General features: G+C 43.5%; 10 protein-coding genes. 7 read left to right on the top strand and 3 right to left on the bottom strand.

Going from position 1 to position 12,329, the window contains the following annotated elements; all coding sequences use genetic code 11:
• The first annotated feature begins 11 nt into the window (after positions 1–11).
• Both rpoC and LRS05_RS14365 read left to right on the top strand, forming a co-directional pair.
• Positions 12–4,310, top strand: coding sequence for a DNA-directed RNA polymerase subunit beta' (gene rpoC / locus LRS05_RS14370; RefSeq protein WP_257868953.1), 4,299 nt, complete (start codon positions 12–14; stop codon positions 4,308–4,310).
• Between the two features lies 1 nt (position 4,311).
• Positions 4,312–4,623: a DUF3467 domain-containing protein gene (locus LRS05_RS14365; RefSeq protein WP_257868952.1), complete on the top strand. Its 312-nt coding sequence runs from the start codon at positions 4,312–4,314 to the stop codon at positions 4,621–4,623.
• 69 nt (positions 4,624–4,692) lie between these two features.
• On the opposite strand, the gene LRS05_RS14360 is transcribed toward LRS05_RS14365, so the two are convergent.
• From LRS05_RS14360 to LRS05_RS14350, 3 genes are all read right to left on the bottom strand, one after another.
• Complete coding sequence (locus LRS05_RS14360) at positions 4,693–7,236, bottom strand: family 16 glycosylhydrolase (RefSeq protein ID WP_257868951.1); 2,544 nt, start codon at positions 7,234–7,236, stop codon at positions 4,693–4,695.
• A gap of 162 nt (positions 7,237–7,398) precedes the next feature.
• Positions 7,399–7,722, bottom strand: a complete 324-nt coding sequence (locus LRS05_RS14355) for a nuclear transport factor 2 family protein (protein ID WP_257868950.1) — start codon at positions 7,720–7,722, stop codon at positions 7,399–7,401.
• Between the two features lie 20 nt (positions 7,723–7,742).
• A complete protein-coding gene (locus LRS05_RS14350) occupies positions 7,743–8,525 on the bottom strand; it encodes an SDR family oxidoreductase (protein WP_257868949.1) in 783 nt (260 codons plus the stop codon).
• 134 nt (positions 8,526–8,659) lie between these two features.
• Here LRS05_RS14350 and LRS05_RS14345 point away from each other — a divergent pair, with 134 nt between their 5' ends.
• The 5 genes from LRS05_RS14345 (at position 8,660) to dapB (ending at position 12,298) form a co-directional block, all read left to right on the top strand.
• The gene (locus LRS05_RS14345; protein WP_257868948.1) at positions 8,660–9,028 is read left to right on the top strand and encodes a helix-turn-helix domain-containing protein; all 369 of its coding nucleotides are present in this window, start codon (positions 8,660–8,662) and stop codon (positions 9,026–9,028) included.
• A gap of 307 nt (positions 9,029–9,335) precedes the next feature.
• Entirely contained in the window at positions 9,336–10,112 is a 777-nt protein-coding gene (locus LRS05_RS14340) for a ParA family protein (RefSeq protein ID WP_257868947.1), read from the top strand.
• Complete coding sequence (locus LRS05_RS14335; protein WP_257868946.1) at positions 10,109–11,011, top strand: ParB/RepB/Spo0J family partition protein; 903 nt, start codon at positions 10,109–10,111, stop codon at positions 11,009–11,011. Before LRS05_RS14340 ends, LRS05_RS14335 begins: the two co-directional genes overlap by 4 nt.
• Positions 11,011–11,595, top strand: a complete 585-nt coding sequence (locus LRS05_RS14330) for a DUF5683 domain-containing protein (protein WP_308224940.1) — start codon at positions 11,011–11,013, stop codon at positions 11,593–11,595. The genes LRS05_RS14335 and LRS05_RS14330 overlap by 1 nt, the downstream gene beginning before the upstream one ends.
• Before the next feature lies 1 nt (position 11,596).
• Complete coding sequence (dapB, locus tag LRS05_RS14325) at positions 11,597–12,298, top strand: 4-hydroxy-tetrahydrodipicolinate reductase (protein WP_257868945.1); 702 nt, start codon at positions 11,597–11,599, stop codon at positions 12,296–12,298.
• The last annotated feature ends 31 nt before the right edge of the window (positions 12,299–12,329 follow it).

The following is a 12,329-nucleotide window of genomic DNA, read 5'->3' as shown; positions in this document are numbered from 1 at the left end:
AGATCATTATCATGACAAGATTAAAAGATAAAAACACGGTTAAGCGTTTTAACCAAATTTCGATAGGGCTTGCATCGCCGGAAGCTATCCTGGCAGAATCAAGGGGTGAGGTATTAAAGCCCGAAACCATCAACTATCGTACACATAAACCGGAGCGTGACGGACTTTTCTGTGAGCGTATATTCGGCCCGGTAAAAGACTTTGAATGTGCATGTGGCAAGTACAAAAGGATACGTTACAAAGGTATCGTTTGTGACCGATGCGGTGTTGAAGTTACCGAAAAGAAAGTACGCCGTGACAGGGTAGGCCACATCAACCTTGTAGTGCCTATCGCTCACATCTGGTATTTCCGTTCGCTACCTAACAAAATAGGCTATATCCTTGGGCTTCCGTCTAAGAAGCTTGATATGATCATATACTATGAAAGGTATGTGGTGATACAGCCGGGTATTGCTAAAGGCCCGGATGGTGAAGCACTGAACACACTTGACTTTTTAACGGAGGAAGAGTACCTGAACATACTGGATACGCTTCCTATGGAAAACCAGTACCTTGACGATAACGACCCTAATAAGTTTATCGCTAAAATGGGTGCTGAGTGTATCATGGACCTTCTTGCAAGGATTGACCTTGATGCATTGTCATATGAACTTCGCCACAGCGCAAACAACGAAACATCTAAGCAGCGTAAAACCGAGGCCCTTAAAAGGCTGCAGGTTGTAGAATCGTTCCGTGAGAGCAACATGAACAGGGAAAACCGCCCTGAGTGGATGATACTTAAAGTTATCCCTGTTATCCCGCCGGAGCTTCGCCCGCTTGTGCCGCTTGATGGTGGCCGTTTCGCAACGTCTGACCTTAACGACCTTTACCGCAGGGTAATCATCCGTAACAACCGTCTTAAGCGTTTGATGGAGATAAAAGCCCCTGAGGTGATCCTTCGTAACGAAAAGCGTATGCTTCAGGAATCTGTTGACTCGCTATTCGATAACACAAGGAAAGCATCGGCTGTTAAGACAGAATCTAACCGTCCGCTTAAATCACTTTCAGATTCACTTAAAGGTAAGCAGGGACGTTTCCGCCAAAACCTTCTTGGTAAGCGTGTTGACTACTCGGCACGTTCGGTAATCGTCGTTGGCCCTGAAATGAAGCTGTATGAGTGCGGACTTCCTAAAGACATGGCTGCCGAGCTTTACAAGCCGTTTGTTATCCGTAAGCTTATAGAGCGCGGAATCGTTAAGACGGTGAAGTCGGCCAAAAAGATAATCGACAAAAAAGAGCCTGTAGTGTGGGACATCCTTGAAAACGTAATCAAGGGCCACCCGGTACTATTGAACAGGGCCCCAACCCTTCACAGGCTTGGTATACAGGCATTCCAGCCGAAACTTATCGAAGGTAAGGCTATCCAGCTGCATCCATTGGTATGTACGGCTTTCAACGCCGACTTTGACGGTGACCAGATGGCGGTGCACCTTCCGCTAGGCCCTGAGGCTATCCTTGAGGCACAGCTGTTGATGCTTGCGTCGCACAACATCCTAAACCCGGCAAACGGTGCGCCTATCACAGTACCTTCACAAGACATGGTACTTGGCCTTTATTATATGACGAAGGAGCGTCTGTCTACAGACACTAACAAGATATTAGGCCAGGACCTTACATTCTATTCTGCTGAAGAAGTGAACATTGCACTTAATGAAGGCAGGCTGGAACTGAATGCACGTGTGAAGATACGCGCTAAAGACTTCAATGAAAACGGCGAGCTTGTTTGGAAAATCATCCAGACAACTGCGGGCAGGGTACTATTTAATGAAGTAGTTCCTGAAGCAGCCGGATATATCAATGAGGTTCTTACGAAGAAATCATTAAGGGATATCATCGGTAAGATTTTGAGTGTTACTGATGTGCCTACAACTGCCGCGTTCCTTGACAACATGAAGGACATGGGTTATAAGTTCGCATTTAAAGGCGGCCTTTCATTCAGCCTGGGTGATATTATCATCCCGGCAAGGAAAGAAGAGCTTATTGCTGATGCAAACGAGCAGGTTGAGGCTATCTCTATGAACTATAATATGGGTCTTATCACCAATAACGAGCGTTACAACCAGGTTATTGACGTGTGGACATCTACTAACGCATTGCTTACAGAGCTTGCCATGAAGAACATCCGTGAAGACCAGCAGGGCTTCAACTCGGTGTATATGATGCTTGACTCGGGTGCGAGGGGTAGTAAAGAGCAGATACGCCAGCTTACAGGTATGCGTGGTTTGATGGCTAAGCCTAAAAAATCAACTGCAGGCGGTGGCGAGATTATCGAAAACCCAATCCTTTCAAACTTTAAGGAAGGCCTTTCGATTCTTGAATACTTCATCTCTACGCACGGTGCGCGTAAAGGTCTAGCGGATACGGCCCTTAAAACGGCTGACGCGGGTTACCTTACACGTAGGCTGCATGACGTATCTCAGGACGTAATCGTTAACTCGGTTGACTGTGGTACGCTAAGGGGTATCGAGGTATCTGCGCTTAAGAAAAACGAAGAAATTGTGGAGACCCTTGGCGAGAGGATTCTTGGCCGTGTGGCACTGCAAGATGTAATAAACCCGCTTACAAGCGAAGTGCTTGTAGCAGCAGGTAATGAGATAAAAGAAGCTGAAGTAAGGGCTATAAACGCTGCACCTATCGAAAGGGTAGAAGTACGCTCGCCGCTTACATGTGAGGCTACCAAAGGTATCTGTGCTAAGTGCTACGGCCGTAACCTTGCCACAGGCAGGATGACCCAGAAGGGTGAAGCTGTTGGTGTAATCGCGGCACAGTCTATCGGTGAGCCGGGTACACAGCTTACGCTACGTACCTTCCACGTGGGTGGTACTGCAGGTAACATCTCTGAAGAATCAAGCATTGTAACCAAGTTTAAAGGCCGTCTTGAAATAGAAGACCTTAAAACAGTTAAAGGTGAAGACAGCGAAGGTAACGCTACTGATATTGTGGTATCGCGTTCTACTGAGCTTAAGCTTGTTGACGAGAAAACAGGCATTCTGCTTAACACGCACAACATTCCTTACGGTTCAAGCATCTACGTTAAAGACGGTGATGTTGTAAGCGAAGGCACTGTGGTGTGTAAGTGGGATCCGTATAACGGTGTTATCATCTCTGAATTTACTGGTAAGGTAGCTTATGAAGATATCGAGCAGGGACAAACGTTTGTGGTTGAGATTGACGAGCAGACCGGCTTCCAGGAGAAGGTAATCTCTGAAGCAAGGAACAAAAAGCTTATCCCTACGCTATTGATTTACGGAAAAGACAATGAGCTTATCCGTTCATATAACCTTCCGGTGGGTGCCCACCTTATGGTTGACAACGGCGAGAAGATTAAGGCAGGTAAGGTACTTGTGAAGATACCAAGGCGTTCAAGCAAGGCAGGTGATATTACCGGTGGTTTACCAAGGATTACAGAGCTTCTTGAAGCACGTAACCCAAGTAACCCGGCAGTTGTTTCTGAAATTGACGGTGTGGTTTCATTCGGTAAGATCAAGAGGGGTAACCGCGAGATTGTTATCGAGTCGAAATTCGGCGAGATCAAGAAATACCTTGTGAAGCTTTCTAACCAGATACTTGTACAGGAGAATGACTATGTTAAGGCGGGTATGCCGCTAAGTGACGGGGCCATCACTCCGGAAGATATCCTTCGCATACAGGGGCCAAGCGCTGTACAGCAGTACCTTGTAAACGAGATCCAGGAAGTGTACCGCCTTCAGGGTGTGAAAATCAACGACAAGCACTTTGAAGTTGTTATCCGCCAGATGATGCGTAAAGTACAGGTTCAGGATCCGGGAGATACGCTGTTCCTTGAAGACCAGATGATACATACAAGCGACTTCATTGTTGAAAATGACAAGCTGTATGGCATGAAGGTGGTAGAGGATGCAGGTGACTCTGTAAACCTGAAACCGGGCCAGATTGTGTCGCCGCGCGAACTTAGGGACGAGAACTCGCTCCTTAAGCGTAACGACCAGAACCAGGTGATAGCACGCGATGTTATCCCTGCTACGGCTACACCGGTACTACAGGGTATCACAAGGGCGTCACTACAAACTAAGTCGTTCATCTCGGCTGCATCGTTCCAGGAAACCACTAAGGTACTGAACGAAGCTGCGGTGGCCGGTAAGGTTGACGGACTTGAAGGACTTAAAGAGAACGTTATCGTGGGCCACAGGATACCTGCAGGTACAGGTATGAGGGACTATGACAACATTATCGTAGGGTCTAAAGAAGAGTACAATGAGCTTTTAACTCCGAAAGAGGAATATAATTATTAATATGAGCGACCAAAACCAACAGCCGGGGCAGATAAACATCGAGATTGATGAGAAAACTGCCGAGGGCGTGTACAGCAACCTTGCTATCATTAACCACTCGGCCAGCGAGTTCGTAGTGGACTTTGTAAGCATCATGCCGGGCACCCCGAAAGCGAAAGTGAAAAGCCGCATCGTATTAACGCCGCAGCATGCCAAGCGCCTGCTGAAGGCACTGGGGGAAAACATCCACCGCTTTGAGAGTGCCCACGGGCAAATCAGCGATACGGAGCAACCCGCCATCCCTTTGAGTTTCGGTCCTGCGGGACAGGCTTAATATAAATAAGAAACCCCACTTGAAAGAGTGGGGTTTTTTAATAATAATCAGATTATAGATTATCCAAACCTATCTTTTAATGATAAATTTCTTTGTTATTACACGGCTCCCATAATTTAATTTGATGGAGTATGTACCTTCCTGCATTTTGGGTGATAATGATATCAACAAATTATCTGTAGATGCAAATTTAGCCTTTTCAATTTCTTTGCCTAGAATATCAAAAATCTTGTAAGATCCTGATGTATATTCTCCGAGATGGATATTTAGAAGATTATCTGCGGGGTTAGGATAAATTAGAACATCAGCTTCATTTAAAACTGTACCGTTTTGTACTGTTTCCTCTATATTGGCTGGCCTTGAAAAGACAGTATTGCTCAATAGATCATTGAATGATGTAAGTGTAATATGATATTTACATGGCACTTTGTCGGCAGGAATAACTGTGTCGTACTTTGTCCATGTGGGATACATGAACCTTTCAACAGACAGCAGGGTAGTTTTTAAATTTACAGTAGCTGGTGTAGCTCCCTTGTCAGCAAAATTGTATTTAAGAATTCTGAATTGTTGGGGGATTTTATATGGCTGTTCGTTTAATTGCTTCGTTTTACATTGTACTATGCCATTAACAACGTTAAATTCATACAAATGTGCATATCCGCCATCTCTGTTAGTGCAAAGCAACTGATTTCCGTTACCAAGAAATTTACCCGCAAGGTAATCATCGCCAAGGCCAATTACCCACTCATTAATTTTATTGGGGTAAGCTGTCGTGCTATTATCCCATATAAGAGACCACGCGTTAGCGCTATAGGCATACAGGCGGACCTTCTTTGTTAATTTATTGATGCATAAAAGTTCGTCTTTACCATCACCGTCAAAATCTTCTGCAAGATACTCATCATTAGAGTTCAGATTCCATTGCGTACTTGTTGTAGTTGTTAGTTTGTTGTTTGAGTTTATGCGTGTCCATTGGCTGTTAGTTGTATTATATGTTAAGAGCCATATAGTATTGTTACTATGGTTTATCCATAGTAAATTATCATTTGCGCCACCATTAAAATTTCCTGCAATAAATTTATCGTCTGTATGTAACGGTAAAGTAACAGAACCTGTTCCCGAAATTGCATCAATTTGATTGTTGCCTGAATTTACATACAGCTCATTGTAGTTATACGTATTTCCGGGTGCCTGGTCAGGATCAAATTTAATTATTACCGCATATAGTGTTGATTTATTAGAAAGGAACAACTCATCTCCTGCGGCACCGTCAAAATTCCCCACAGCATAATTAGTATGGGCAAGTGCATCCGGGGTAAACCAATTATTAAGTGTGTATCCCGAAATTATTTCATCAGCAGGAATTTCATCTTCAAGTTTTTCAACGCTCCACACATCATTGTAGGTGTTTATAACTTGATCATTTGTCCTTATATCTTTGGTGGTTATCGTTAACCTGTTGGTTAATCTTTGTAAAGCCGAATTCAAACCATCAGATGAAAAACTAAGTATCTCATCATCATCGTTGTTAGTTTCAGGGATAAAATTACCTGTAATAAATGTGTCAAATTTGTTCCAGGTCTTTTCCAGGTTAAATATTCCCAATTTATCAGACTTGCCCGACGCCCAAACAACCGGATTTTGGTACTTTTTCTGCTGATATACTTTTACCCAGTCGACTTGTACCTTTTCATCTTCAATATCATTTGTATCGGGATCTGGAAACAGTACGGTTTTACCGTTTATAATTGTATTGTCAGTTTCTATGTTATCGTTTTCGTCAAGATTGTCTTCAGGATTTTGAGTGGGGTCAGATGTATTAGTTTTTATTGCATTTGTGAGTACGAGATTAATTGATTCAGAATGTGAATTCCTATTCCATAAATCAATTGTATATACTAACTCCCCATCAATAAAAAATTCCTGTTTAAAGATGTCCCATTTAACGGCGTAGCGATGCCAACTTCCACCAATGTCGCCACAACTACCGAGAGATGTAAAAAAATAAGGCTTATTTGACGCTTGATTATCCCAAAACATATTAACATCATAAATATGGGATGAATAAGTATGGTTATAATCGAAAGGATCTTCTTGTTCAATGGAAACCTGCTCAATGATATCTATTTCTTCGGGATAAAAGCCACCAAATCCCACGCTGTTTGGATGTATTTCCCGCTCGCGATAATTAGGAAAAAGCCAAAATGCAGCGAATGTGCCTTTGCCGGACGGTAGTTTGATTTTGGCTTCAAAATAGCCATACATAAAATTCTGCTTTGAAAGCACTTCCCCCGCAGAATACTTTGCTACATTTCCATTACCATTTTTAAATTTTGTACTGCCATTGAGGAACCCGTCCGGATTTTTGTCAATGCTAAGTACCAAGGCATTATCTTTAATAGTTACCTCATCAGGTTGAAAAACTTGCTCCTGTAGCCAGCGGTTCTCGCCGTTTTGAGCTTTCCATTTCTGGGTGTCCAGTGTCGGATTGTTGAAGTTGTCATAAAACACTGGAGGTCCCCAATCTGAAGGTATCGTATATGGGGTGGACGATGTTAATTGCCCGTAGCAATACGATCCTGTAAGCACTAACAATAGAAAAATTTTTTTCATAATAATATAGTTTAAGGTTTTAACAAATATATGTATTCGTAAAACTTGAAAAAGTAATATTGATTGATAGGATGATTTATAATATCATTTGATAGTATCACGCCGCCAGTTTGACATCTATGCCCAATAAACAAGAAAATGGCTAAAATAGCCATTTCCTGTTTACACTGTAAAATTTAATGATTGTATCAGTCCGCCCGTTATCACCAAGTGATAATTCAGTACAATCGGGCTGCCGGGGAAATTCCCTGATGTTTCCGTTTTAAGGATACTTTCCTTTTCGTGTTCTTCATAGCTTAGAGGCTTAATTGTAGCGCGGTATCGCTTGTTAGAGTCGGCAATCCAAGCTTCGATTTCCTTTTTGCCGTTATAGGTTTTGCCTTCGTCCTGAACCATTGCATTATCGGAAAAACACTTTACATAGTCGGCACTGTCAAAGTTATTTTGTGCCGCCACCAGATCTGCTATTACTTTTGGTAAGTTCATGTTATTTATTTTTTAAGTTATTAAACAGTTCTTACGGTTCCGCCGTCAATTACAAATTCGGTTCCGGTTAAGTAGTTAGCCCTTGGCGAAACCAGGAAGCCTACCAACTCTGCCACTTCTTCGGGCTTTGCAGGCCTGCCGTAAGGTATCCCACCCAGTGCATCCATTACGCCTTGCTGCGCTTCTTCCACTGTGCTGTTGGAATTCCGGGCAAGCTCACCCAGCCAAGCATCCGATGCTGATGTGTTGATCCATCCCGGCGAAACCGTGAGTACACGCAAACCTTTTGGCGTAACTTCGTTGGATAAGCTTTTGCTGTAGTTTCGCAATCCTGCTTTGGCAGCAGCGTATGGCAGTGTCGACTCATACAATGGCAGTTTCCCCTGGATAGAGGCAATGTGGATGATAACGCCCTCTTTGCGCTCAATCATTTGCGGTAAAAATCCCCTGTCGAGACGAACAGGCGCCAGTAAATTAGCATGCAGGGTAGAAATCCAGTCTTCATCGCTTAGCACGCTAAATCCGCCCGCCGGTGTAGAAGATGACCCGAGGTTGTTCACCAATATGTCCAGCCTTCCGTAAGTTGATAATACCTCGCTAACCACTTTTTGCGACCCTTCCGCCGTACTTAAATCGGCAGCAATAAAATGCAGTTTGTCATTCTCTTTTTCGGGTGCATTCCTGGCTGTGATGATAACTGTTGCACCGGCTTGCAGCAGCCTTTCGGCCATAGCCCTACCGGCGCCTTTTGTACCGCCTGTTACTAATGCAATCTTTCCTGATAATTCGTTTTGATAATCCATGTTGTGATATGTTTTAAATTTCTTTGTACAAATCTCGGCAGTACGTTACATCCTCACAAGTACGGAGTTATGATTCAGATAGGGATAAATTTTTCCCCTATTGCGCATATTGGTATATAGCTTAATTTTGTAATATGTATGAAAGAAAAACATTGCCAAACCTTAATTGCGGCCTTGACCTTATAGGCGAAGTGCTGTACGGAAAATGGAAAATTCGCCTGCTTTGGTTTATTGACCAGGGGCACAAACGCCCGAGCGAGTTGCAGCGCAAAATACCCGATGCTTCGCGCAGGGTTTTAAATATCCAGCTGAAAGAATTAGAGGAACACGAGCTTGTTTCAAAGATTATTTATCCTGTAGTGCCACTCAAAGTCGAGTACAGCCTTACGGATTTCGGGAAGACACTGATACCGGTTATTTCAGCAATCGGGAATTGGGGCGACGCGCACGAAGAACGCTTACGGTCGCTAATTTTAAAACGGTTAGAAAACACCGCTTCTTAAATTATAGAAATGTTGAGATGAAATTATTTTGCAAAGATACGGCCACCTCTCCAAATCATAATTACAAAACCCGTTCAAAAAGATGCAGTTCATCGATTAATTGACGATAGATGGAGTTGTTAAAGAAGTGTTAAACGCTGCACTCGCAGTTGTATAAAGTAAAGCTTAATTCAGCTAAATTTGAGTCATATTTACCGCTTTTAAGAAAAGATTTGCAAGTGTTGCCTGACATATCGAATGTTAACAAATTCCCCTTTCAGTTCCCATAATAAATTGTATTTTTACGATTCGAAAAACGAAAAGATTAATGGGTAAAATCATTGCCATCGCCAACCAAAAAGGCGGCGTGGGAAAAACAACAACATCGGTAAACCTGGCGGCTTCGCTGGGTGTTCTCGAGAAAAAAGTACTGCTTATAGATGCTGACCCTCAGGCAAATGCGAGCTCAGGGCTTGGTATTGATGTGGAGTCGGTTGAAACCGGTACTTACCAGATTTTGGAACACAGCGCCACACCGGATGAGGCCACGATTGAATGTACTGCGCCAAACGTGTGGGTTATCCCTGCACATATAGACCTTGTAGCCATTGAAATAGAGCTTGTTGATAAAGAAAACAGGGAGTACATGCTGAAGCAAGCTCTTGAAAGCGTGAAAGATAAGTACGATTACATACTGATTGACTGTGCGCCGTCGCTTGGGCTTCTTACCCTGAATGCGCTTACTGCAGCCGACTCTGTAGTGATCCCGATACAATGTGAATATTTTGCACTTGAAGGCCTTGGAAAGCTGTTAAATACTATAAAAAGCGTACAGAAAATACACAATCCTGCGTTAGATATTGAAGGCCTTTTGCTTACCATGTATGATTCACGCTTACGCCTTAGCAATCAGGTAGTTGAAGAGGTACAGAAACATTTCAACGACATGGTTTTCAACACGGTGATACAAAGAAATGTGAAGCTGAGCGAGGCTCCGAGCTATGGCGAGAGTATCATAAATTATGACGCAACCAGCAAAGGCGCAACCAATTACCTGCACCTTGCCGAAGAAATAATCAAGAAAAACAGTAAAGTAGTTTCATGACAAAAGCGATTAAAAAACAGGCTCTTGGCAGAGGATTGTCGGCTTTATTGAAAAACCCTGAAAATGACATCAAATCGGTTGATGACAAGGGCGCTGACAAAGTTGTAGGCAATATCATAGAGCTTGAACTTGATGCTATCGAAATAAACCCATTCCAGCCGCGTACGCATTTTAATGAAGAGGCGCTGCAGGAACTTAGTACATCTATCAAAGAACTTGGTGTAATACAGCCTATTACAGTACGTAAGCTTGATTACAACAAATACCAGCTTATATCAGGTGAGCGCAGGCTTCGTGCCAGTAAACTCGCGGGCCTAGAGACTATTCCGGCTTACATTCGTATAGCCAACGATAACGAATCGCTGGTAATGGCACTGGTTGAAAACATTCAACGTCATGACCTTGACCCGATTGAGGTGGCGCTGTCTTATCAAAGGCTTATGGAAGAAGTTCAGCTTACGCAGGAGCAAATGAGCGATCGTGTGGGCAAAAAGCGCTCAACCATAGCTAATTACCTTCGCCTGCTGAAGCTTGACCCGATAATCCAGACCGGCATACGCGATGGGTTTATCACTATGGGCCATGGGCGTGCTATCATCAACATTGAAGACCATGATGCACAGGCAGATATCTACCAGAAAATCGTAAGCGGAAACCTTTCCGTTCGCGAAACAGAAACCCTCGTAAAAAATTACCAGGAAAGCCTGAAACCGCAGCCAGCAAAAGCTAAAGAAAGGGCGTCTACATTTAATGTTACAGAGGCTAACACGAAGAGCTTTAAGGATTTCTTCGGGGCAAAAGTTGATGTAAAAGTTGATGATAAAGGCAAGGGAAAAATCACCATACCATTTCATTCTGAAGAAGATTTCAACAGGATACTTAAACTCATCAACGGATAGTGAAACAGCTGTTTGCCATATTCGGTTTTGCATTTGCTTTACTGTCTTCGCCATGTTTTGCACAGGAAGAGGGGAAAGAGGAAGGGCTTGTTGTTGAGCAGGATTCAACACTGCTAAGGCCTTATAAACTTGATGCGCTCGCACCGTCAAAGGCGGCGTTTTATTCGGCAGTTGTGCCCGGGCTTGGCCAAATTTATAATAAGGATTACTGGAAAGTACCGATTGTATATGGTGGTATGGGCCTTAGCCTTTATTACTATTTCTGGAACAATGATAAGTACCACGAATACCGTGATGCTTATAAAAACTCACTGGCAGGCAGGCCGATAACAGGTGAACTTGCAGCCTTGCAAAATGACCGTGACAGGCTTATCCGCGGGCAGCGTTTCCATCAGCGCAACCGTGACCTTTCAATGCTTATAACGGTCGGATTCTATATCCTGAATATTGTTGATGCCAATGTTAGTGCGCACCTCTCGCAATTTAATGTAAATGAGAATCTTAGCTTTAGGCCACAACTGCAGCAAAACCAGATTGACTACAAGCATAATATGGGGTTCTCGTTAACTTACCAATTTAAATAATATGAAGATAGCGCTGCTGGGTTACGGAAAAATGGGTAAAGTGATAGAACGTATTGCACAGGAACGCGGCCATGAAATCGTGATGAGAAAAGCAAGTGCCGATACGTTTGAAGGCCTTGAAGATGCTGATGCCGCCATCGATTTCAGTATACCTGATGCTGCTGTTGGAAACATTACTGCATGCCTTGAGCGCAACATCCCAATAATATCCGGAACAACAGGTTGGCTTGAAAAGTACCACGATATGGCCGAGCTTTGCGAGCAACGCAACGGGGCTTTTATCTACGGCTCAAACTTCAGCCTTGGCGTGAATATATTTTTTGAATTAAATACGCACCTGGCAAAAATGATGGGCCACCTGAAACAATACAAGGTTTCAATGGAAGAGGTACACCACACGCAAAAGCTTGATGCCCCGAGCGGTACAGCTATAACCCTTGCTAAAGACATTATAGCACACAGCGACTACTCCAGCTGGGCTATTGGCAACCCTAAAGAAGATGAGATATTTATAGATGCCAAACGCGTTGAAGGCGTACCGGGTACACATACTGTAACGTATGACTCTGATGTTGACTCAATCGAAATTAAGCATACCGCCCACAGCCGTGAAGGTTTTGCCCTTGGCGCGGTAATAGCCGCCGAGTGGCTTATAGGTAAAAAAGGCGTTTACAGCATGAAAGACGTTTTGGGCCTCTCGTAACAAATCCTGATTAAAAGCTACATATACTGAA

It is taken from the genome of Flavobacterium sp. J372, assembly GCF_024699965.1.
Taxonomy (GTDB): Bacteria; Bacteroidota; Bacteroidia; order Flavobacteriales; family Flavobacteriaceae; genus Flavobacterium.
The sequence above is the reverse complement of the archived record's forward strand: the minus strand, read 5'-3'. Positions and strand labels throughout refer to the sequence as shown.

Bases quoted from the DNA above. Each gene is read 5' to 3' on its own strand.
- rpoC (WP_257868953.1), top strand. From the start codon at position 12: ATGACAAGATTAAAAGATAAAAACACGGTTAAGCGTTTTAACCAAATT.
- LRS05_RS14365 (WP_257868952.1), top strand. From the start codon at position 4,312: ATGAGCGACCAAAACCAACAGCCGGGGCAGATAAACATCGAGATTGAT.
- LRS05_RS14360 (WP_257868951.1), bottom strand. From the start codon at position 7,236: ATGAAAAAAATTTTTCTATTGTTAGTGCTTACAGGATCGTATTGCTAC.
- LRS05_RS14355 (WP_257868950.1), bottom strand. From the start codon at position 7,722: ATGAACTTACCAAAAGTAATAGCAGATCTGGTGGCGGCACAAAATAAC.
- LRS05_RS14350 (WP_257868949.1), bottom strand. From the start codon at position 8,525: ATGGATTATCAAAACGAATTATCAGGAAAGATTGCATTAGTAACAGGC.
- LRS05_RS14345 (WP_257868948.1), top strand. From the start codon at position 8,660: ATGTATGAAAGAAAAACATTGCCAAACCTTAATTGCGGCCTTGACCTT.
- LRS05_RS14340 (WP_257868947.1), top strand. From the start codon at position 9,336: ATGGGTAAAATCATTGCCATCGCCAACCAAAAAGGCGGCGTGGGAAAA.
- LRS05_RS14335 (WP_257868946.1), top strand. From the start codon at position 10,109: ATGACAAAAGCGATTAAAAAACAGGCTCTTGGCAGAGGATTGTCGGCT.
- dapB (WP_257868945.1), top strand. From the start codon at position 11,597: ATGAAGATAGCGCTGCTGGGTTACGGAAAAATGGGTAAAGTGATAGAA.